This is a genomic window from Nocardia sp. NPDC127526 (assembly GCF_042672265.1).
Taxonomy (GTDB): domain Bacteria; phylum Actinomycetota; class Actinomycetes; order Mycobacteriales; family Mycobacteriaceae; genus Nocardia.
Window position 1 is genome coordinate 648,695 of record NZ_JBHXVO010000001.1, and the last position, 24,923, is coordinate 673,617.

A 24,923-nucleotide genomic window follows, 5' to 3' on the forward strand; every position below is an offset into this window, starting at 1 on the left:
TCATCGAGTTCTGCGGATCAGGTGGCCGCGGCCGGTGATGATCAGACCCAGACTCTCATACGAGCGGTTGGCGGAGTCGAAGTAGTTGGTGGCGAGGTGGTCGTCCGGGTTCCAGCCCCGGCGGGTGTCGCTGGGCCGGGAGTCGGAGTCGAAGACCGTCGCGCCGAAGCCCGGATCGGTCGGGGCGGGACCGTGGGTGGGCGGCATGAGCAGGGCGGAGTCCCACTCGGCCATGGTGGCGAAGACGTGGTCGGCGATATCGGCCGGGTCGATCCCGGTCAGCCGGAGATCGGCCACGGTGGGCACGCCCGCGCCCAGAGCACCGATGAATACCAGCGCATCGGTATTGAGTTCGTGCCCGTGCCCGGCGCAATGCCCGCCGGTCACGCCGCCATAGGAGTGCGCGATGGTGGTGATCTGTACTCGCTCACCCAGATTGGTGACGCGCAGGCCGTCGTGGAACTCCCGGACCTTCGCCGCGCCTTCTTCCGCGCCGCGCGAGGAGATGGCATTGACCAGTGAGTCCGGGTTGTTGTAAGCGCCGAACAGCAGCGTCGACGTCTCCGCGTCCGGGTCGACGGCCAGCGCGGCCTGCCGGAACTGCTGCAGCGTCTGGACGGCGTAGCCGACACCGCTGCGGCGCCGGAACGCACCGGCCAGCGCGATGGCCACATTGTCGGCCCTATCCGGGTCACCGAGTGCGTAGACGTATTGCAGCTTGTCGTCGAGGTACGACAACAGGATCGGCGGCTGCCCCTGCTGCGGCGGCGTATCCAGGAACGTCAGCATATCGACGATCTGGTCGAACCACGCCTTGGCGTGGTCCCGCCGGTCCTTGGCCGCCTTCAGCTCGTCCGCGGGCAGGGATGGATCCGCCTTGTGTTCCCGCGCGACCCGCTCGTATTCCTGTTGCGCCCGTGCATACGCCTGCTCGGCCGGCGGGCGCAGCGTGGCCAGGGTCCGCCGGTTGTATCTGTCGCGCTCGGCCTGCGGAATGCCGTCCCGACTGCCGAGATACGGATCCCGTTGGTACAGCGCGTCTTTCTCCGCGTCGGACAGCCGTGACCAGTCCTCGTGCAACTGTCGCGGATCGGTGGGCAGCCCGATGTCCGGCACGGGCGCGCTCGCGGTGTTCACCGCCATGCCCGGCGGCCAGCTGTACCACCGCGCACCCGAATCCGGATCCTCGACGAGGTTGTCGGGTTCGGCGCGCCCGTCGTTCTGGCGCCGGAATTCCTGATGCGCCTTGTGCGTGCCGATGTGGAAGGTGTGCAGCGGGGACAGGAAGTCGAGCGCGTCGGCCGCCCTGGCCTCGAGCCGGACCTGTTCGGCGAACTCGCGATCCGGATCGGCCAGATCGGTGTCGCGGCGGCCCACATCGGACAGCAGTTCGCCGATCTGCCGGCGGGCCCGGTCGGTCAACCGGTCGTCGATGATCCGGCGCCGGGTGTCCGCGCCCGGCGTTCCTTCGCGCAATCCGAGCCGCTCCACCAGCGCCAGCGCTTCCTGACGCAGGGCGTCGGACTCGGCCCGTGCGTGCGGCGAGACCTGTGCCAGTTGATCGGCCAGGTGGTGCAACTGCTTGATCCTGCCCAGATCATGCGGGGTCGGCACGGCGTCGGGTGCGGTCCGCCCCGGCCGCAGTACGCTCTCGACCGGCTGCCGCTCCTGGTCCATGCGCCGGGCGAGATCCGAATTGTATTGGTTCAGTAGCCGTTCCGCCGTGGGCGCATAGTCGGGATCGCGCAGCCCGATGTGGTCCATCAGGTCGCGCAGGTCCTGGCGCAGGTTCGGAAGCTGTCGCAGCAGCACCTTGTCCCGGCTCTTGATGATCTCGTCGATCTGCGCGTTCAGCACCCGCATCTCCGCATAGCGGCCGCCCAGGTGACTGGTCAGCCGGGACGGTCGGTCATCGGTCGGATCGGTCAGCACATTCGGATCCAGCGACAGCGTGATCTCGGCCAGTTCGTGGGCGAGCGCACGGACGATGTCCTGATCGCGAGCGCGCGGTGAGACATTGACGTCGTAACCGGTGAGGTTGCCGGAATCGTCTGTGCGCGCGGTGAAGTCGGCGACCGCATTGTCGGTGGTCGGCCCGACGTGCACGGTGACGGGGATGACGCGCCCGTCGTCGAGCCGCACCTCGAACCGGTTCGCGGCGTCGTTCCAGCCGACATTGTCGGGCCGGAGCAGATCGAGGTTGTCCGCGATTCGGCCGAGCACCTCGTCGCGCGTCACGTCGGGCAGGTCCGCGGGCCGGGCGTCGCCGCGGAATTCGCCGATGGGACTGGCGGTTCCGTGCTCGGGCGCCTCCGGTCCGGAGGTCTCCGGGTCGGCGAGTTCGTGCCCCAGCCCGTTGAGAATCTTGCCGAGGGTGGCGTGCGAGGAGTGGAACGACGCGAAGTTGGTCCCGCCGAAGTAGTTCGGGGCCAGATGATCGTTGGGGTTCCAGCCCAGGCGGGTCGGGCTCGGCACCGAGTCCGAGCGATACACCGTCGCGCCGAACGCCGGATCGGTGGGCGCGGGGCCCTGGGTGGGCGGCATGAGCACGACGGAGTCGAACTCGGCCATGGTGGCGAAGACATGCTTGCCGATATCGGCCGGATCCACGCCGGTGAGCCGCAGGTCCGTCACGCTGGGCACGCCCGCGCCGAGCGCGCCGACGAAAACCAGTGCGTCGGTGTTGAGTTCGTGCCCGTGGCCCGCCGCGTGCCCGCCGGTCACACCGCCGTAGGAGTGCGCGATGGTGGTGGTGTTGGCCGGTGGACCCTGATGGGTGGCGCGCAGACCGTCGTGGAACTCCCGGACCTTTCGCGCGCCCTCTTCCGCGCCTTGCGAGGAGATGCCCTCGACCAGCGAGGCGGGATTGTTGTAGGCGCCGAACAGCAGTACCGAGGTCTCCGCCTCCGGATTGACGGCCATGGCGGCCGCGCGCACCTGCTGCAGGATCTGCTTGGCATAGCCGACGCCGCTGCGCCGCCGCAGCGCACCGGCCAGCGCGACGGCCACATTGTCGGCGGTATCCGGATTGCCGAGGGCGTAGACGTATTGCAGCTTGGCGTCGAGGTACGACAGCAGCAGCGGCTGACCGTCGAGCGACCGGTCGAGGAAGTCCAGCATGTCCTCGATCTGGGCCAGCCGCGCGGCATCCCGCGCCAGTTCGGCCTGGTCACGCAGCACATTGAGGGTCTGCCGGTTGAACTGGTCGCGTTCGGCCTGCGGTATGCCATCGCGGCTGCCGAGGAACGGGTCCGCACGATAGAGAGCGGCCTTCTCCGCATCGGAGAGCTGGGACCACTGCTCGTGCAGCTGCTGCGGATTCGTGGCCAGCCCGATGTCGGGGACGGGCGCACTCGCGGTATTCGGATCCATATCCGGCGGCCAACTGTGCCAGCGCGCACCGGAATCCGGGTTTTCGACGATATTGCCGGGCTCGGAAACGGTCTCGGGCGAGACATTCTCGCCGAGCTGGGTCCGGAAGACCTGGTGGGCCTTCAGCACGCCGATATGGAAGGTGTGCACCGGGGACAGGAAATCGAGCGCGTCCGCGGCCCGGATCTCCAGCCGGATCTGATCGACGAACCGCTGATCGGTTTCCGGGAGATCGGCATCGCGGCGGCCGACATCGGAGAGCATCTCGTCGACCCGCGCACCCGCCTGCCGGGTCAGCCAATCGCTGACGATCCGACGGCGGGCGGCCGCGCCCGGCGTGCCCTCACGCAGTCCGAGCCGCTCGACCAGCGCCAGCGCCTCGCGCCGGGCGGCATCGAAGTCCGCCCGCTCCGTCGGATCGGCCTGCCGGGTCTCCGGCGAGATCTGCCCCAGTTGCTCGGCGAGGGCGCGCAGCTGCCGGATCCGGCCGAGATCGTGCGGCGTCGGTTCGGCGTCCAGGTCCACCTCGCCGGGCCGCAGGATGCCCTCGACCGGCATGCGTTCCTGATCCGCGCGCAGGGCGAGATCCGAATCGAACTGGGCCAGTAGGCGTTCCGCGGTGGGCGCGTACGCGGGATCGCGCAGTCCGATGTGATCCATCAGCTCGGTGAGATCCCGGCGCAGCCGCGGCAGGTCGACGGCGAGCCGCTGCTTGTCCCGGCTCTCGATGACCTCGTCGATCTGCGCGTTGAGCACCCGCAGTTCGGCATAGCGGCCACCGAGATGGCTGGTGAGCCGTGCCGGGCGATCCTCGGTCCGATCGGTGTGGACCGCCGGATCGTTCTCGAGGCTGATCTCGGCCACCTCATGGGCCAGTGCACGAACGACGTCCACATCGCGGGCGCGCGGCGAGACATTGATGTCGTAGCCGACGACATTGCCGGAATCGTCTGTGCGCACGGCGAAGTCGGCGACGGCATTGCCGGTCGTCGGCGCGACGTTCACGGTGACCGGGATGACGCGGCCGTCATCGAGCCGCAGCTCGAATCGACCGGTGTCAGCGTCCCAGCCGACGTTCTCGGGCTGAATGAGGTCGAGATTGCCGTCGATCCGGCCCACCACGTCGGCGAGGGTGAGATCCGAGGCGTACGCGGGTCGCGCGTCACCGCGGAATTCGCCCACGGGACTCGCCGTCCCGCGCTCCGGGTCGTTGCCGTCCGGATTCGAAGTGTTGCCGTCCGGATTCGACGTGTTGCCGTCCGGGCTCGGGTTGCTGCGGTTCGGGCTCGGAGTGTTGCCGTCCGGGTTCGAAGCGCCGGCGTCCGCATTCGGAGTCCCGTTGCCCGGACCGGTGTCCGGGTTGGCCGCTCCGCTGCCGGGTGTGCTGCTGGCCGGGGTCCCCGAATCGAGGCCGAGGCCGAGGCTGAAGGGGATGTCCGGTGCCGTCTCCTCGGCCGGTGCAGACTCCTCGGCCGGTGCGGTCTCCGCAGCCAGTGCCGTCTTCTCATTCGATGTCGTGGACGCATCCGGCGTCGTGGACGCATCCGGCGTCGTGGACGCATCCGGGGTCGTGGACGCATCCGGTGCGGTAATCGCATCCGGCTCGGCGGTGTCGGCGGAATTCGGTTGCGCGCCAATCGGACCCGGCTCGTATGGAATTCCGGCGCGGTCGCCGGTGAGCGGCGGGCGGGCGGCGTCCCAGTGGAAGCCGTCCAGCGCGGCCACGTGCGCGTTCGCCTGCCGCCAGGTGGCGGTCGGGTTGGCGCGCAGGAAGTTCGACTCGGCGAGGGCGTCCTGCAGGAGCAGGAGGTCCGCACGCTGCGGGCTGCCGACGAGCAGGCGGTTCCAGGCCTCGGCCACATCGGCGACCGCATCGAACGGCCGGTGCACCCACTGGCCCTCGACCGGATCGCGGGACCAGTGCGAATCCCGCATGAGGTGATCCTTGACCTGCTGGATCTGCTCGGCGGTGAAGACGGGCGGCAGCATGGTGTCGATCGCGGCGCGGAGCCGGTCGCCGAGTACCCGCATGAGCTGCTCGGGCTCGGTGGTCGGCACCGTCCTGAGGTTCTCGCGCAGGTCTTTCGCAAGCTGCTTGGCGTAGTCGGCGTTGTCCTCGCCCAGCATGCGGGCGATCTGGCGGCTGACCTTGTCCCGATCGGCGAAGGTGTTCTCGGCGACCAGGTTCACGGCCGCGTCGAAGAAGTCCGCGAGCTTGCGGCGCTGGATTTCGCGGTACTCACCGAGCAGATCGGCAATGGCGACCGCGTCATTGTCGGGGCCGGTCGCATTGTGGTCGGCGCGGAATCGCGCGTACTGCCGGTCGGCCCACGCCTGGACCCGCGCCCAGCGCTCAGCGGCCTGCTGCCTGCGCTGATGCCAGCCCGCGTCGATCTCACCGGCGTCGGGGACATGCTCGGCGTTCTGCCATTCCCGGATCATCGGCTGCACCTCGGCCGACCCCTTGGGCAACCACGTGGGCGGTTTGAAGCCCGGGCGAATCCGGCTCGGCTGCAACGGATCCGCGAACCAGGTGAACCCGGAAAGCCGTGCGGACTGCACGATGAACACCATGAGCTTGGACGCCGCGTCCGCGAACGGCAGTTCGTAGGTCGGGATATCCGGATCGACCATGGGTTTGCTGCCGCCCACCATATGCGGCAGCAGATCCTGGTTGAAGCCCGTCGGCCGCTGCCCGGTGACCGGATCGACATCCGGATCGACGAAGACGTCCACGACCGCCGCCTGCAGCGGGTCGGTGCCCCAGCCGAATACGCCCGGAATCAGAATCGGGTCCTCGTGCGCCTTCGGCAGGGTCCCCGGATCCCGGTTGCCGGTCCAATCCGGCCGGGTCGGGTCCACGGTGTGCCAGCGACCATCGGCGTCGCGCCAGCGGGTGCTGTTGAATCCGTTCCGCCCGGTGAGCCGGCTGATCCGGGGGCCACGGTGATTCGTCACCGACACCTGGTCGGCGCGGCCGACGGTGACCTGTCGGCGTTCCACGACCGTCGCCGGATCCACCATGGCCTGCGCCACGGTGGCGTTGTGCCGCAAGGCATCCGCCAATGCGGAATCGTGATCGGCGAACGGCCGCCCGCCCACCGCGTCACGCGGGCCGAACACGATGATCCGCCGCGGCTGCCCGTCCACGATCGCCACGCGATCGGTGACCATACGCGCGCCCTCGGTCGCGGCGATCCGCCGCCATTCGCCCGCGATGCGCGCCATCTCGTCCTGTATCCGGCCAATTTCGTTGTGCGACAGGTTCACATCGCGCGCGGCCGCTTCGAGGGCGCTGATATCGGCCGCACGATCCGGGAAGGCTTCGCGCAACCGCTGCACCGTCGCGTCGAGATTGTCGTGGCTCAGCGCATCCTGGTTGACCGAACCGTCGGCGTTCAGCAGCCGCGGGTGCTCGTTCGGCCGAGGCCGGTCGGTATCCCCGTCCGGCCGCTGCGGGTCTGCCGGAGGCGGGCTCGTCTCCGGCTCGTGCGGTGCGAGATCCGAGTCCAGCGCGCCCAATTCCGTCGCGAGGTCGTCACGGGCGGCACGGCGCGGCTTGATGCGCAGCAGTTCGTCGGCGCGCTCGGCGGCCAGCCGATCCATCTCGGCCGTGACCTCCGCGGTGCGCGGCAGTCCGGCATTGGCGCCGGTCCGTTCCAGCTCGTGAATCCGCTGATCCAGTTCGTGGATCTGTTCGCGCAGTCCGATGACGTCCTCGGCGGCCGCGGTGAGCTTGCGCAGCGCGTCCCGGCGGTGCGCCACCTCCTCCGGGCTGTTGGCCTGCCGCTCCCGGTGCGGGGCCTCGTCGCCGTTGCCGTCGATGTTCACCGTCCGGGTGGCGGATTCGTCGAACAGTCGAAGGACGGTCTCCTGCAACCGTTCCCGGGTGCCGAGGGCGGCCTCCGGATCGCCGATGTCGAGCAGCCGGTCGACCCGGTCGTCGCGCTGTGCCCGCTGGAATTCCAGCTCCCGGACCAGCTCCTTGCGCTGTTGCAACAGCCGTTCGTACTCCGAGCGCGGTGTTTCCGCCTGCTGCCCGGTCTGCTCCGGTTGCGCACCGGCCTCGGGTCCGTTCGCGGCCTGCTCCGGCTGGGGCGCCTGCTCCGGCTGTGGAGCCTGCTGCGGTTGCACCAGAGCTTGCTGCGGTGGGGCGGGCGGCTGCGGCCCGCCCGACGGTGGCGTACTCGGGTTCGGCCCGCCCGAGTCTGGTCCACCCGAATCCGGACCATCCGAATCTGGCCCGCCAGAATCCGGACCATCCGAATCCGGACCGCCAGAATCCGGACTGTCCGAATCAGGTCCGTCCGAATCAGGTCCGGCATTCGTGCCCGAATCGGGCTGCGGCCCGAGCGGAGCCGGCGCGTACGGGATCCCGGCGCGGTCGCCGGTGAGCGGCGGGCGATGGTCGCTCCAATGCGGGCCGTCGGCGGCGGTGACGCTGTTATTGGCGTCGCGCCACGTCGCGGTGGGATTGAAGTGCAGGAAGTTCGATTCGGCGAGAGCGTCTTTCAGCAGCAGGATGTCGGCGGGCAGGGGGCTGCCTTCGAGCAGGCGGTTCCAGGCTTCGGCGACATCGGCGACCGCGTCGAACGGGCGCTGGACCCAGTGTCCGGTCTCCGGATCGCTTCCCCAGTGCGGCTCCCGCATCAGGTGGTCTTTGATCTGCTGGATCTGCTCGGCGGTGAAGGCCGGGGGAAGCATCTCGTCGACGACGGCGCGGAGGCGCTCGTCGAGGACGCGGGCCAGTTCGGCGCGGTCCCCCGCGGGCACCTGGTTGAGGTTCTCGCGCAGGTCCGCGGCGAGTTGCCGTGCGTGGAGCGCGTTTTCGTCACCGAGCAGGCGCATGATCCGCGTGATCAGCTTGTTCGGCTTCTTTCCGGCACGACCGGTGGCGAGTTCGTTCGCGGCATTGATGAACTCGTCCAGTTCGCGGCGGCGGACTTCGCGGTACTCGTCGAGCAGCCGGGTGATGGCGGCGACATCATTGTCGGGGCCGTTCGCGTTCTGGTCGGCGGTGAACCGCGCGTACTGCCCATCGGCCCAGGCCTGCACCCGCGCCCAGTCCGCTGCGGCTTCCCGCTGTCGCTGCTGCCAGCTCTCGTGGATATCCCCGGTGTCGGCGGCGTGATCGGCGGGGTCGAATTCGCGCATCAGCGGCTGAATCTCGGACGCTCCGACATTGAACCACTTGGGCCGCACGAAGCCGGGGCGGATCCGATCCGGCTGGTCGGCATCGGCGAACAAAGTGAATCCCGACAGCTTCGCGGCCTGCACGAACAGCACCATGAGCTTGGATCCCGCGTCGGCGAACGGCAGTTCGTAGAGGGGGCCGTTCGCGTTCATGGGGTCGGGGCCACCGGGGAAGTGCGGGAGCAGGTCCTGGTTGAAGCCCCCCGGCCGCTGTCCGGTGACCGGATCCGGCGCCGGGTCGACGAAGACGTCCACGAACGCGGCCTGCACCGGGTCCGCACCCCAGCCGATGACACCCAGCGGCAGCACCGGCGGCACCGGCAATTTCATCTTTGCGACCTGGTCGGCCAGCGCCGGATCATGCGCGGCCAGCAGCTTGCGCACCGTATCGGCGTGCGCGCGATCGCCGTACCCGAGCTCGCGGAGCAGGTCGATCAAGTCCTGGCGCAGCCGTGGCGCGTCGTGCGCCCGCGCGGGATCCTTGGCCGCCTCGATATCCGCCACCAGCACCCGTATTTCGGCGAAACGGCCGCCGAGGTGACTGGTCATCCGCGACGGGCGATCGTCGGTGGTGTCGGTCAAGACGTCCGGATCGAGTGACAGCGAGATCTCGGCCAGCTCATGGGCGAGCGCGCGGGCGATGTCCTCATTGCGCGCTCCTGGCGAGATATTGATGTCGTAGCCGGTGATATTGCCGTCCGCGTCGGTGCGGGCGGTGAAGTCCGCGACGGCATTGTCGGTGGTGGGTGCGATGCCGACGGTGATGTCGTACGTGCGGCCATCACGCTGCAATTGGAACTGGTTGGTGTCCTGGTTCCAGGTGACATCCGCGGGCCGGATGCGGTCGAGGTTGTCCTGGATCCGGTCGTTGACGGCATCGAGGGTCAGCTCACCCTGGCTGGGCGGGCGTGCGTCGCCGCGGAATTGGCCGATCGGGCTCGCGGTCCCGTGTTCGGGTGGGTCCGTCGGGTTCTGGTCATTGCCCGGCTGGTTGAGCTGATGCCCTTCGCCATTGAGGATCAGGCCCAGGCTGCGATACGACGGGTGCTGGGAGTTGAAGTAGTTGGGGGCCAGGTGGGTGTCCGGGTTCCAGCCCAGCCGGGTCGGGCTCGGGGCGGAATCGGAGTCGAAAACCGTTGCGCCGAAGGCCGGGTCGGTCGGCGCCGGGCCCTGTGTCGGCGGCATGAGCAGGACCGAATCGTGCTCGGCCATGGTCGCGAACACATGGTCGGCATTGTTCTCCGGATCGACTCCGGTGAGCCGCAGATCCGTCACGCTGGGCACGCCCGCGCCCAGCGCGCCGATGAACACCAGGGCATCGGTATTCAGCGAATGCCCGTGCCCGGCCGAATGTCCGCCGGTCACACCGCCGTAGGAGTGCGCGATGGTGGTGACGTTGGCGGGCGTCGGTCCCTGGTGGGTAATGCGCAGGCCGTCATGGAATTCGCGGACCTTGGTCGCGCCTTCCTCCGCGCCGCGCGAGGAAATGCCTTCGACCAGCGCGGCCGGGTTGTTGTACGCGCCGAACAGCATGACCGAGGTTTCGGCTTCCGGATTGACGGCCAGGGCGGCGTCGCGGAGCTGTTCGAGGATCTGCACGGCGTAGCCGACGCCGCTGCGGCGGCGGAACGCACCGGCCAGCGCGATGGCCTGGTTATTGGCAGTGTCCGGATTGCCGAGCGCGTACACATAGCGCAGCTCGGCATCCAGATACGACAGCAGGATCGGCGGCACACCGGGTTTGGGCGGCGCGTCGAGCAGGCTCAGCATGTCGTCGATCTGGGCCAGCCGCTCCTTGGTCTGCTTGACCCGCGCCTCGGCTTCCTTCATCCGATCCGCGGTCTGATTCTGATCGGCCTGAGCCTGCTCCTGTTGCCGGACGGCCTGCTCGTGCGCCTGAACGGCGTCCGCGCGCAGCACGGCGAGGGTCTGGCGGTTGAACCGGTCGCGATCGACCTGTGGAATGCCGTCGCGGGCTCCGAGGAACGGATCCTGTTGGAAGAGAGCGTCTTTCTGCGCATCGGACAGGTCCGACCACTGATCGTGCAATTGCTGCGGATCGGTGGGAATCCCGATCTCCGGCAGCGGCGCACTCGCCGTGTTCAGTTCCATGCCCGGCGGCCAGCTGTACCAGCGCGCCCCGGTTTCGGGGTCGGTGACGATATTGACGGCCTCGCCGCTGTCCGGGATCTGGGCCCGGTAGGCCTGGTACGCCTTCAATACGCCGATATGGAAGGTGTGCAGCGGGGACAGGAAATCCAGTGCGGCCCCGGCCCGCAGCTCGGTGCGGACATCCTCGGCGAACTGCCGGTCCGCCTCGGGGAGATCGGCGTCGCGGCGGCCGACATCGCTGAGCATGCGGTCGACCCGGGTGCGGGTCTGTTCGTTCAGCCGATCGGACACGATCTGCCGGCGCGCGGCCGCGCCCGGGGTGCCTTCGCGCAGCCCGAGCCGCTCGACCAGAGCCAGTGCTTCGCGCCGGGCGGCATCGTATTCGGCGCGCGCGGCCGGATCGCCTTGGCGCGCTTCGGGAGAGATCCTGTGCAACTGCTCGGCCAGCTCGCGCAGCTGCCTGATCCGGCCGAGATCATGCGGCGTCGGCTGGGCGTCGGGATCGGCCTCGCCGGGCTTCAGGATGGTCTCGTCCGGAATCCGCGCCTGGTCGATCTGCCGGGCGAGATCCGAATCATATTGGGCCAGTAGTCGTTCCGCCGTCGGCGCGTAATTCGGGTCATTGAGCCCGATCTGCCGGATGAGATCGGCCAGATCCTGGCGCAGCCCCGGCAACTGCTTGAGCAGCTGCTTGTCCCGGCTGGCCGAGATCTCGTCGATCTGCGCGGTCAGCACCTGCAATTCGGCGTAGCGGCCGCCGAGGTGGCTGGTGAACTGCGACGGCCGGTCATTGGTGGTGTCGGTGACGACATCCGGATTCAGCGAGAGGCTGATCTCGGCGAGCTCGTGCGCGAGCGCGCGCACGATGTCCTGATCGCGGGCTCCCGGTGAGACATTGATGTCATAGCCGAGGAGATTGCCGTCCGCGTCGGTGCGCGAGGTGAAGTCGGCGACGGCGTTGTCGGTGGTCGGGCCGACAGTGACGGTGATGGGGAGGGTCGTGCCGTCGGGTCGCCGCAGCTCGAACTGTTTGGTGTCGTCGTTCCAGGTGACGTCCGGCGGCTGGATGCGGTCGAGGTTGTTCTCGAGCCGGTCGCGCACCGCATCCGGGGTGAGTTCGCCCTGGCTGTCCGGACGTGCGTCGCCGCGGAACTCTCCGACCGGGCTGGCGGTGCCGTGCTCGGGCGGGTCCGTCGGGTTCTGCTCGCTGCTCGGCTGGTTGAGCTGGTGTCCTTCACCATTGAGGATCAGGCCCAGGCTGCGATACGACGGATGCCCGGAGTTGAAGTAGTTCGGCGCCTGGTGGGTGTCGGGGTTCCAGCCCAGCCGGGTCGGGCTGGGTGCGGAATCGGAGTCGAAAACCGTTGCGCCGAAATCGGGATCGGTCGGCGCCGGGCCCTGGGTGGGTGGCATCAACATCACGGAGTCGTGCTCGGCCAGGGTGGCGAAGACGTGATCGCGGATATCGGCCGGGTCGACGCCGGTGAGACGCAGTTCGCTGACGTGGGGGACGCCGGCGCCCAGCGCGCCGATGAAAACCAGTGCGTCGGTGTTGAGTTCGTGTCCGTGCCCGGCCGAATGCCCGCCGGTCACACCGCCGTAGGAGTGCGCGATGGTGGTGACATTGGCGGGCGGTCCCTGATGGGTGACTCGCAGGCCGTCGTGGAAGTCACGAACTGTTTGCGCGCCCTCTTCCGCGCCACGCGAGGAAATGCCTTCGACCAGCTTGGCGGGATTGTTGTAGGCCCCGAACAGCATGACCGAGGTTTCGGCGTTCGGATTGATGGCCAGCGCGGCGTCGCGCAGTTGTTCGAGGATCTGTACTGCGTAGCCGACACCGCTGCGGCGGCGGAAGGCCCCTGCGAGTGCGATGGCCTGGTTGTCGGCGGTATCCGGATTACCGAGCGCGTAGATGTAGTGCAGGTCCGCATCCAGGAACGACAGCAGAATCGGTGGCACACCGGGTTTGGGTGGTGCGTCGAGCAGGCTGAGCATGTCGTCGATCTGGGCCAAGCGCTCCTTGGCCTGATCGACCCGCTGCTTGGCTGCCGCGAGGAGATCGGCGTCCGGATTCGAATCGGCCTCGATCTGCTGCTTGGCCTGCTCCGCTTGCTGGTGGGCCCGAGCGGCTTCCGCGTGCAGCACCGCGAGGGTCTGCCGGTTGAACCGGTCGCGATCGACCTGCGGAATGCCGTCGCGGGCGCCGAGGAACGGATCCTGTTGGAAGAGCGCGTCTTTCTCCGCATCGGAGAGGTCCGACCACTGATCGTGCAACTGCTGCGGATCGGTGGGCAGTCCGATATCCGCGACGGGCGCGCCGTCGGTGTTCAGGTCCATGCCGGGCGGCCAGCTGTACCAGCGTGCGCCGGTATCCGGGTCCTCGACGATATTGACGGCCGCGCCGCTGTCCGGAATCTGGCTCTGGTATTCCTGATACGCCATCAGCGTGCCGAAGTGGAAGGAATGCTCCGGGATCAGGAAGTCGAGCGCGGCGGCCGCCCGGAGCTCGGTCCGGACCCGGTCGGCCAGCTGCTGATCGGCCTCGGGGAGATCGATGTCTCGGCGGCCGATATCGCTGAGCATGCGATCGACTTGCTGCCGCGCGTTCTCGGTCAGCCGGTCACCGACGATCTGGCGCCGGGCGGCCGCGCCCGGGGTGCCCTCCCGTAGTCCGAGTCGTTCGACGAGGGCGAGCCCTTCGCGGCGCAGCGCATCGTGTTCCGGCGATTCCGGTGCGACCTGCCGCATCTGGTCGGCGAGTTCGCGCAGCTGCCTGATCCGGCCGAGATCGTGCGGGGTCGGTGTGGCATCGGGGTCGGCCGCGCCGGGCCGCAGGATGCCCGCATCCGGAATCCGCACCTGGTCCACATAGCGCGCGAGATCCGAATCGTGCTGGGCCAGTAGTCGTTCCGCGGTGGGCGCATAGTCGGGATCATGCAGCCCGATGTGCCTGATCAGGTCGGTCAGGTCCCGGCGCAGGCTCGGCAGTTGCTTGAGCCCCACCTTGTCTCTGGTTCTGGTGATCTCGCCGATCTGTTCGGTGAGCACATGGAGTTCGGCGTAGCGGCCGCCCAGGTGGCTGGTGAATTGCGACGGCTGATCATTGGTGGTGTCGGTCAGGACATCCGGGTTCAGCGACAGCGAGATTTCGGCCAGTTCGTGGGCGAGGGCGCGGAGGATGTCCTGATCACGTGCTCCGGGGGAGACGTTGATGTCATAGCCGGTGAGATTGCCGTTGTCGTCGGTGCGTGCGGTGAAATCGGCGACGGCATTGTCGGTGGTGGGTCCGACATTGACGGTGATGGGCAGAGTGGTGCCGTCGGGCCGTCGCAGCTCGAATTGCTTGGTGTCGTCGTTCCAGGTGACATCGGAGGGCTGGATGAGGGCGAGGTTCTTGTCGTTGAGCCGTTCGCGCACGGCGTCGAGGGTGAGTTCGCCCTGGTTGTCCGGGCGCGCATCACCGCGGAAGTCACCGACCGGGCTCGCTGTTCCGTGTTCGGGCGTCTGCGGATTCGGTGTGTTCTGCGCGGGTGCAGCGTCCGTGTCCGGGGCGTAGACGATGATCATCCGATGCTCGGGCATCGGCGGGTTGAACTTCGCCATTTGCTTGGTATTGAGCTTGTTACTCGCTCCGGCGTCGATGGTGTAGTCGTAGTTGGTGTTGCCGGGGTACGGGAAGTCGACATTCTCCCGGACCTCGAACGGATTCGGCTCGCGCTGTTCGGCGTAGTGGGCCTCGATGGCCTTCCACAGCTTGGTGCCGAGAATGTGGTTGCGGTCGCCGGGTGTGCCGCCTTCCTCCTCCGGCTTCATATCCCACTGGATCTCGATCTGCCCGCCGGGCGCCAGGGTCGCGGCCAGGTTGGCGGCGATGGCGCGGTAGGCGGCATCGGGTAGGTCGGCGCTGACATTGTTGATGTAGATGCGCGCGGCCCCGCCTTCCGGGCCGGCGGTGAGCAGATGGCCGCCGCTCAGCAGGTCGCCGAAGACCATGACGGTGCCGGGCTCGGTGAGCGGACCGGGGTCGAGGATGCCCAGGTCGCGGCGGCGCTGCCCGGCCACCGGGAAGTCGTAGGCGAGTTCGGTCTTGATGACCAGGCCGTCGCCGGAACGGTCGGCGGGCGGAGTCATTTCGACGCCGAAGGCACTGCGACCCACACCGACGTCGATGGTGTGGCCGCCCTCCACCGCGGCGCGCACCGACGGCCGCGGCTCGTGCGGAATCCGGGTGTTGTTCTCCCCGAACACATTCTGGTCGATCGGCAGCCGGTGCTGCGGGCGCGGCCGCGACATGACGTCCACGGTGGCCTTGCCGTCGGCCGGATCGTGCACGACCACCGTGTATTCCACGTTCAGCCCGTGCGCGGTCGCCGCCCGGTTGGCATTGTCGACGCTGCGCAGGAAATCACCGAGCGTGGTCTGGCGGCCGTTGACCGTCAGCTCCCCGGTGGTCTGGTCGATGATGCCGGTGATCCGGTTCGGGGCGTCCGCGAAAGCATCTGCGGCGGCGTACATCCGGGGAATGACGTCCGGACCGAGGGCATCGTGGAACTTCTCCGGCATATCGTCGCGGAACCGCGCGATGGCATGGCGAAGCGCCTCGGCCCGCTCGGGTCCGCGCAGGTTCGGATCATTGATGGCCGCATTGACCGGATCCAGGGCGCCCAGGAGATATTTCACGTTCACCAAGCGGCGTGCGGACTTGGTGCTCGGGTCGAAGAGCGGGTCGAAGATGCGGCGCGCCAGCTCTTCTCGCATGCGGGCGTTGAGCGACATCTGCTCGGCCCGCAGCAGGTCCTCGACGCGGTCGCCGGGAAGGTCGGCGTCGGTACCGGTGAGCAGCTCTCGCAGCTGATTCAGATGATCGGCGCTTGCCTGGTCGAACTGCGGGTTCGTCAGGTTCGGATCGAAGGCGGGCCGATAGGCGTGCAGCCCTTGCTCTTCCAGGTCCAGTCGCCGGAGCAGCGCCGGATTCTGCTCGGCGAGGATGTTCCGCAATGTGTCCGCATGCGCGGGATCGTTGTGGCCGAGGTGGTCCAGCAGGTCGTTCAGGTCCCGGCGCAGGCTCGGAAGTTCGTGCGCCCGTGCGGGATCGGTGACCGCGCGATCGATCTGCGCGGTGAGCACCTCGAGTTCGGCAATGCGGCCGCCCAGGTGCGGGGTGAGTTGCGACGGCCGGTCGTCGGTGGGATCGACGAGGATCTCCGGATCCTGCAACAGCCGGATTTCGGCGAGCTCGTGCGCCAGCGCCCGGGTGACGTCGATATCGCGGGCGCGCGGCGAGACATTGATGTCGTAGCCCGTGACCTTGCCGTTCTCGTCCGTGCGCGCGGCGAAGTCGGCGACGGAATTGTCGGCGGTCGGCCCGACATCGAGCGTGACGGTGAGCGTGCGCCCGTCCGACTCCAGTACGAATTGGCCGGTATCGCGATTCCAGGCGACATTCTCGGGCGTGATGAGCCCGAGATTGTTGCGGACCTGGTCGAGCACGAAGTCCCGGGACAGATCCGGGGTGCCCTCCGGCCGGGCAGTGCCGTGGAAGTCGGCGACGGGACTCGCCGTGCCGTGCTCGCGATCGTCTGTGCGCGAATCGGTTTCCGGATTCTGCTGCGGCGTGCTCATCCCGTCCGGGTCGAAGACGATGACCATCCGCTGCTCCGGCAGCGGCGGCACGATCTCGGCCATGCGCGCGGCATTGAGGTTGTTACTCGCCCCGGCGTCGATGGTGTAGTCGTAGTCGCGGTTACCCGGTCCGTCGAACACGGTGTGCTCGGCAATGTGGAACGGGTTGGGCGCGTTGATATTCCGGTAGTGCTCCTGGAGCGCGTCCCACAGCTTGGACCCGGTGATGTGCCCGCGGTCGCCGGGGGTGCCGCCCTCCTCCTCGGGTTTCATATCCCACTGGAGTTCGATGCGGCCGCCCGGCAGCATGGTGTTCGCCAGTTCCGCGGCTATATCGGCATAGGCGGTGTCGGGCAGATGGGCGCTGACATTGTTGATGTAGATCCGGGCGACGTCACCGGCTCCGGAGTCGCTGAGGATATGGCCGTTGAACAGCAGGTCGCCGAACACCATGACGGTGCCGGGCTCGGTGAGCGGACCGGGATCGAGGATGCCCAGATCGCGGCGGCGCTGCCCGGCCACCGGGAAGTCGTAGGCCAGCTCGGTCTTGATCACCAGGCCGTCGCCGGACCGGTCGGCGACCGGGGTCATTTCGACGCCGTAGGCACTGCGGCCGGTGCCGACATCGATGGTGTGCCCGCCGTCGACCGCCGCCGGAACGGAGGGGCGCGGCTCGTGCGGTATGCGGGTGTTGTTCTCCCCGAACACATTCTGGTCGATCGGCAGCCGGTGCTGCGGGCGCGGCCGCGACATGACGTCCACGGTGGCCTTGCCGTCGGCCGGATCGTGCACCACGACCGTGTATTCCACGTTCAGCCCGTGCGCGGTCGCCGCCCGGTTGGCATTGTCGACGCTGCGCAGGAAATCGCCGAGCGTGGTCTGCTCGCCGTTGATCGTCAGCTGCCCGGTGTTCTGGTCGATGACACCGGTGATCCGGTTCGGCGCGGCGGCGAACGCGTCTGCGGCGGAATACATCTGGTCGAACCGGTCCGGCCCGAACGCCTCGCGGAACGCCTCGGGCATCGAGGCCCGGAACCGGTCGAGGGCGCGATGCAGCGCCTCGGCGCGATCGGGACCGTTCAGGTTCGGATCATTGATGGCCGCGTTTACCGGATCCAGCGCGCTCAGCAGGCTCTGGACATTCACGGTCCGCCGCGCGGGTTTGGCGTCCGCATCGAAGAGCGGGTCGAAAATGCGGCGCGCCAGCTCTTCCCGCATGCGGGCATTGAGCGACATCTGTTCCGCGCGCACCAGTGCATCGATATTGCCGCCGTCGACGTTCTGATCGGTGAGCAACTGCCGCAGCTGATCCAGATGGTCGGCACTGGCCTGATCGAACTGCGGGTTCGTCAGGTTCGGATCGAAGATCGGCCGATTGCTGTGCAGCCCTTGTTGTTCCAGATCGAGTCGCCGGACCAGCGCCGGATCGTGATCGGTGAGCAGTTGCCGCAGCGTGTCGGCTCGCGCCGGATCGTTGCGGCCGAGGTGGTCCAGCAGGTCGTTCAGATCCCGGCGCAGGCCCGGCAATTCGTGTGCCCGCGCGGGATCGGTGGCCGCGCGGTCGATCTGCGCGGTGAGCACCCCGAGCTCGGCGAAGCGGCCACCCAGGTGGGTGGTGAGGCGATCGGGCCGGTCGTCGGTCGGATCGACGAGCACGTCCGGATCCTGCGACAGCCGGATCTCGGCGAGCTCGTGGGCCAGCGCCCGGGTGACGTCCTCGTCGCGGGCGCGCGGGGACACATTGACGTCGTAGCCGGTGATATTGCCGGAATCATCGGTGCGGGCCGTGAAGTCGGCGACGGCATTGCCGGTGGTCGGGCCGACGTCGATGGTGACGGTGAGCCCGCGGCCATCCGGCTCCAGCACGAACTGGTTCGAATCGCGATTCCAGGTGACATCCCCGGGCGTGATCAGCCCGAGGTTGTTCCGCAGCTGGTTGATCACGAAGTCACGGGACAGGTCCGGGGCGCCGTCGGGCCGGGCATCGCCGCGGAATTCCCCGACCGGGGCGGCCGTACCGTGCTCGTTCTGCGCTGTGCGCGCATCGGTTCCGGCATCCGCCGGAGTAACGGCGTCCGGTTGCTTCGGGGTGTGCACGCCGGCCGGGTCGTACACGATGATCATTCGCTGTTCGGGTACCGGCCGCTTGATCTCGTCCATGCGATCGAGCGGGAGATTCTTGCTCGCGCCCGCGTCGATGGAATACAGGTAGTCGGCGTTGCCCGGGTCGGCGAACACAGTGTGCTCGGCGATGTGGAACGGATTGGGCAGGCCGAGGTTCTGGTAGTGCCGCTGCAGCGCCTGCCAGAGATCGGGTCCGGTGATATGGCCGCGGTCGCCGGGCGTGCCGCCTTCTTCCTCCGGCTTCGTGTCCCACTGGATCTCGATCTGGCCGCCCGGCATGAGCGTCCTCGCGAGTTCCGCCGCAATGGTGTCGTAATCGGCGCTGTCCGGATGCGCGCTCACATTGTTGACGTAGATGCGGGCCGCGTCGCCGACGGCGCCGTCACCGAGGACGTGGCCGTTGAAGAGCAGATCGCCGAACACCATGACGGTGCCGGGCTCGGTCAGCGGTCCCGGATCGTCGATGCCGAGGTCGTAGCGGCGCTGCGCCTTGATGGGGAATTCGGAGGCGAGTTCGGTCTTGACGATCAGGCCGTCGCCGGAACGGTCGGCGGGCGGGGTCATTTCGACGCCGAAGGCGCTGCGGCCGACGCCGACGTCGATGGTGAAGCCGCCGTCCACCGCCGCCTGCACGGACGGGCGCGGCTGGAATGGTATGGGCGTGTTCCGGGATCCCGACACATACTGGTCGATGGTCAGTCGATGGACCGGGCGCGGCCGCGCCAGCACCTCGACAGCTTGCCTGCCGTCGACCGGATCATGCAGTACGACAACGTATTCCAGGTTCAGGCCGTGCGCGGTGGCGGCGCGGTTGGCCCGATCCACATCGCGCAGGAAGTCGCTCAGCGCCAGTGGTTCGCCGTTCACGGTGAGACCGGTCGCCGGATCGATCATCGCCGTAATGCGATCCGGACCGTGCGCGAAGGCATCGGCGGCATTGTGCATGCGCGCGAGCGCATCCGGTGGGAAGGCGTCCCGGAAGGCCTGCGGCATGGTGTTGTTCACGAAGTCGTCGACGGCGCTGCGAATGGCCGCGGCCTTGTCCGGTCCGCTGGTGGCCGGGTCGTTGATGGCCGCGTTGATCGGGTCCAGGCTGCTCAGCAGGGTGTCGAGATCGAGTGCGCGACGGGCGGACTTGGCTTCCGGGGCGAAGACCGGCTGGAAGACCCGGCGGGCGAGTTCCTCGCGCACACCCGAGTCCATCGCCATGCGCTCGGCCCGCAGCAGGGCGTCGGCATGGTCGCCGGTCACCAATTGCCGGAGCTGGTCGAGATGGTCGGCGCTGGTCTGATCGAAGCTGTTCGGATCGGCGTCCAGGGTGGCATTGAACGTGGGGCGCAATCCGTTCAAGCCCTGTTGTTCGAGCTCCAGGCGCCGCGCCAGCTGCGGATCGTGCTCAGCGAGCAGGCGCTGCACGGTGTCGGTGTGCGCCGGATCGCGATAGCCGAGGTGATCCAGCAGATCGGCGAGGTCCTTGCGCAGGCCCGGAAGCTCCGCCGCGCGAGCCTGGTCGAAGGTGGCGCGGTCGATCTGCGCGGTGAGCACGTCGAGTTCGGCGATGCGGCCGCCGAGATGACTGGTGAGCCGGGAGGGCCGATCGTCGTTCGGATCGACGAGGACTTCCGGATCCTGCGACAGGCGGATCTCGGCGAGTTCGTGCGCCAGCGCGCGCAGCACGTCCTGATCGCGGGCGCGGGGGGAGACATTGATGTCGTAACCGGTGACATTGCCGGATTCGTCTGTGCGCGCGGTGAAGTCGGCGACGGCATTGTCGGTGGTCGGTCCGACGGCGATGTCGATCGGAATCGTCTGGCCGTCCAGCCGCAGCACCAATTGCTTGGTGTCGATATTCCAGGAGACATCCGCGGGCGCGACGAGGGCCAGGTTGAGCTCGAGCTGCTTGCGGACGAAGCCGAGGTCGAGATCGTGCTCGCCGGTGCGGGCATCGCCGCGGAAGTCGCCGACGGGACTGGCGGTTCCGTGCGTGGGATCCCCGGCCCGCGAATCGGTTTCCGCATCCGGCCGGGCGGGCGCTCCGGGCTGGCGCGCGCCGTCCGCGCCGGCCGGGTCATAGGTGATGACCATGCGATGCTCGGGCTGCGGCGCGCTGAACGTGCTCATGAGCGCGTGGTTGAGGTTGTTGCTCGCGCCCGCGTCGATGGTGTAGTCGTAGTCGGTATTGCCCGGCGGCGGGAATGCGGTGAACACCTCCATCCGGAAGGGGTTGGGGACGCCCTCGTTCCGGTAGTGGTGCTCCAGCGCCGCCCACAGCTTGGTGCCGTCGATATGCCCGCGGTTGCCCAGCGGCTCGCCGTCCTTGTCCGGCTTCATATCCCACTGGATCTCCACGCGCGCGCCCGGAGCGAGGGAGGCGGCCAGGTTCGCGGCCATGGGGCCGTAGGCGGAATCGGGCAGATGGGCGCTGACATTGTTGATGTAGACGCGCGCCGTATCCCCGCCGAGCAGGTTGCCGTTGGACAACAGGTCGCCGAAGACCATGACGGTGCCGGGCTCGGTCAGCGGCCCCGGGTCCATGATGCCGAGGTCGCGGCGGCGCTGCCCCTTGACGGGGAACTCGGAGGCGAGTTCGGTCTTGATGACCAGGCCGTCGCCGGAACGGTCGGCGGGCGGGGTCATTTCGACGCCGAACGCGCTGCGGCCGACGCCCACGTCGATGGTGTGCCCGCCGTTCACCGCCGCCGGCACGGAATCGCGCGGCTGATGCTGAATCGGGGTGTTGTCCGGTCCGAAGAGGTTCTGGTCGATCGGCAGCCGATGCTGCGGCCGCGGGCGGGACAGGATTTCGACGCTGGACTTTCCGTCCACCGCATCGTGGATCACCACGGTGTATTCGAGGTTCAGCCCGTTCTGCGTCGCGCCCCGGTTGGCGGCGTCGACGGAGCGGAGGAAATCGCCGAGCGTGGTGGTCCGGCCGTTCACGGTCAGCGTGCCGGTCGACGTGTCGATGGAGCCGGTGATTCGATTCGGTGCGTCCGCGAAAGCGTCTGCGGCGGAATGCATCCGGGCGAGGCGATCCGGGCCGAAGGCATCCCGGAACTGCTGCGGCATGGCGTCGTGGAAGCCGTCGATGGCGCGATGCAGCGCGTCCGCCCGATCCCGTCCCTGCGTCGCCGGATCGTTCATGGCCGCGTTGACGGGATCCAGGGCTTTCAGCAGGGTGTCGAGGTCGACGGTGCGCCGTGCGCCCTTGGCGTCCGGGGCGAACAGCGGATCGAAGACGCGCCGCGCGAGCTCCTCGCGCATGCGGCCGTCCAATGCCATCTGTTCGGCGCGCACGACGTCATCGACGAAATCGCCGCTCAACTGCTGCTGCAACTGGGCGAGGTGATCGGCCGCGGCCCGGTCGAAATCGGCGTTGGTCAGGTTGGTGTCGAAGGTGGGCCGGTGCTGGAGCAGCCCCTGCTGCTCCAGCACGATCCGGTGCGCCAGCAAGGCGTCATGATCGGCGAGGATGGTGCGGACCGTATCGCCGTGCGCGGGATCGTTGAAGCCGAGTCGATCGAGCAGATCGTTCAGATCCTTGCGCAGCCGCGGTAGATCGTGCGCCCGCGCGGGATCGTTCACCGCGGCGTCGATATCCGCTGTGAGAACCCGGATTTCGGCGAAACGTCCACCGAGGTGAGTGGTCAGCTGGGCAGGGCGGTCGGAGGTCGTGTCGATCTCGACGTCGATCTCGGGATCGGTGGACAACCTGATCTCGGCCAGTTCGTGCGCCACCGCCCGCACGACATCCACGTCCCGGGCCCGCGGCGATACATTGATGCCGAAGGACCCGTCGTCCCGCTGGAAGAACTCGGCGACCGCATTGTTGCTCGTCCACTCGACGACGACGGTCACCCGTTGCCCGTCCGGCAGCACGAAATGGCCCATATCGCCGTTCCAGGCGACGCCTTCGGGCGTGATGAGCGCGACATTGTCGCCGATGCGGGCGCGGACGCGCGTCTGGCTGAGGTCCGGCTGGTTGTCGGGGCGTGCGGCGCCGTGGAAATCGCTGACCGGCCCGGCCGCAGCGAGAGCGTATCTGTCTCTCGGGGAACGGTTTCCGGTATCCGAATCCCGATTCGGGGTCGAGATGTCCACGGGGAGCACCGGTATCACCTGGACGTCGTCCTGGTTCGGCTCGCTCTGCCGCCGGTCGGCATCGGCGATCGGCGCGGCGGTGGGGTCGACGCCGGTGCGGGCGGCCTGGACCGGCCCGGAATCGCCGGGCAGGGAACCGATATCGCTGACCGAGGCGCGGGCGGTGGGCGCCGAGACATCGGTGGTGGGCTTGGGTACCGTGCCGTCGGCCGGGCTGACGGGGCGGACGTCACGCACGGCCGAGGCCTTGGGATCGGCGGGTCCGGCGGCGCGATCGGTCGCGGGATTCGCCGGGTTGTTCGGCGTCGTGGCGTTCGAGGTGGCCGGGCTGGACGTGGCCGGACTGGACGTAGCCGGACTGGATGTCGTGTTGCCGGTCGTCGGGTTGGTCGTCGTCGTGCCGGTGGTACCGGTCGGCCCGGTCGATGCCGCGGGCGTGCCCGCCGTGGTCGCGGCCATGGACGGCCCGCCGGAGGTGGCGGGCGCGCCCATGGCGGGGGCTACCGAGCCCGGTTGCGTACCCGCGGTGGTGTTCACGGTGTTCGCCGCATCGGCACTGCCGACCGGACCCGCATCGCTGCGTGCGTTCACCCGGGACTCGGGATTCGAATCCCCGGTGGTTGCGGGGGAGTCGACGGGCTTGCCGGTCGTATCGGCGGCGGAGGGAGCGTTGACGTCGCGGGCCGGGCTGCTCGGTGAGCCGTCGCCGGAGTGCTGCGTGGCGGGCGAGCTCGTTTCGCCGCCCTTGGCATCGGGTGCCGCCTCCGGGCGGTCATTACGGCCGGCCGCGCCGCCACCTTCATTGTTGTTCGCGTTCGGGCGATCCGAGGTATCGGTGCGCCCGGTGTCGCGGCCGGTGTCGTGCGGCGAGGAGGTATCCGGCGTACCGGTGCTCGCGCCCTGCGGGTTCGTCTGCAGGCCACCCGGTTGCTGTCCGTTGGCGGCCGGGGCGTTGGTGTTGGTGTTGGTGTCTTGCCCGTTGACGCCGGTCTGCCCGTTGTTGTTCTGGCCATTGGCGGCCGGATCGCCGGCATTCTGGCCGGGTGCGTTCGAGCCCGGCGCGTTGGTGTCGGAGCCGACGTTGGTATTCGCGCCGGGCGCGTTGGTGTCGGAGCCGACGTTCGTATTCGAGCCCGGCGCGTTGGTGTCCGCCCCCACGTTGGTATTCGAGCCCGGGGCGTTGGTGTTCGCGCCCCGGCTGCCGTCGTTGCCGAACCGACCGCTGTGTTCGTTGTTGCCGAAGAAGCCGTGGACCGCGCTCGGCCCGGCGCCCGAGACGGCGCCACCGGTCAGCGAGCGCGGATCGAATTCCCAGTTGTTGTAGATCAATCCGGTCGCGAGCCAGGCGGCGCCCGCACCGCCCGCACCCGCGGTCGCACCGGTCAGCAGGCCATTGATGGCGCCCCCGCGCCCGCCCATCCCGGTGTTGAACACCTTTCCCGCACCGAAGCCGAAAGCGCCACCGGCACCACCGGCGATGGTGGAGATGACGGCATTCTGCTTGAGCGCGTCCATGTCATAGGAGTCGATACGACCCTTCTGCTTCTGGTAGGTCTGGACCGCGAATTCCTGCGAGAGGCCCTGGCCGAGTTCCTGGGCCCCCTCTTTGGCGATCGCGAACGCCAGTTTGGGGGCGATCTCCTTCAGCAGCTCCTTGGTGATGCGCTGGCCGATGATGCTGCGGATCCGGGCGATCAGCTGCTGGGTCAGCAGCCGGAAAGTGACGCGCCCGCGGGCGACCGCGAAGGCCCACCGTCCCGGCGCGAACATCGGGGGGATCAAGGCCGCGAGGAGCTCGGCGACCAGCCAGCCGCCTGCGATGTAGAAGTTGAGCTTGGCCGCTTCCAGTTGGTCGCCCATGGTGTCGGCGGCCGAACTCAGCGTGCGGTAGTGGTCGGCGAGTTCCTTCAGTGAGCCGTGGCCTTTGCCGTCACCGTCCCGAAGCGGGGTGACCCACTTCAGGATCGCCTCACCGCCCTGGCCCTCCGGGTACGCCTTCTCGACCGCCTTGATCAGCGCGTTGAGTTCCGGCATCAGCTCGTCGACCTGCTTGGCGGCGCCCTCGAACTCGCGGGCCATCTCCCACATGAGGTCTTCGTTGCCGTGCGGCCAGTCGGATCCTACGATCCATTCCACCCACTCCAGCCAGGACGGAAACTCCAGAGCCACAGCACACCTCAGCTCTCGGCTAGGCGAATAGCGTTGCGGTGCGCCATCAGTGCGCTGTCCGAGGTGCAGGCGCCATCCGAGTACCGCCTACCACGAGCCCCCTTTGATCCAGGTTCCGCATGAACGCCTGCCGGTGTAAGTGCTGATCTTGACGAGTCCGACTGTGCCACAACGACGCATGTGAACTCAACACGAACGGGAAGTGGGGCAGCGGGTTTCGAGTAGCAGAA

Annotated in this window: 1 protein-coding gene; it reads right to left on the reverse strand. The window is 68.3% G+C overall.

What is annotated here, in order from left to right:
• The gene (locus tag ACFVIV_RS02780; RefSeq protein WP_379193024.1) at nt 1-24,693 is read right to left on the reverse strand and encodes a hypothetical protein; all 24,693 of its coding nucleotides are present in this window, start codon (nt 24,691-24,693) and stop codon (nt 1-3) included.
• Between the last annotated feature and the right edge of the window lie 230 nt (nt 24,694-24,923).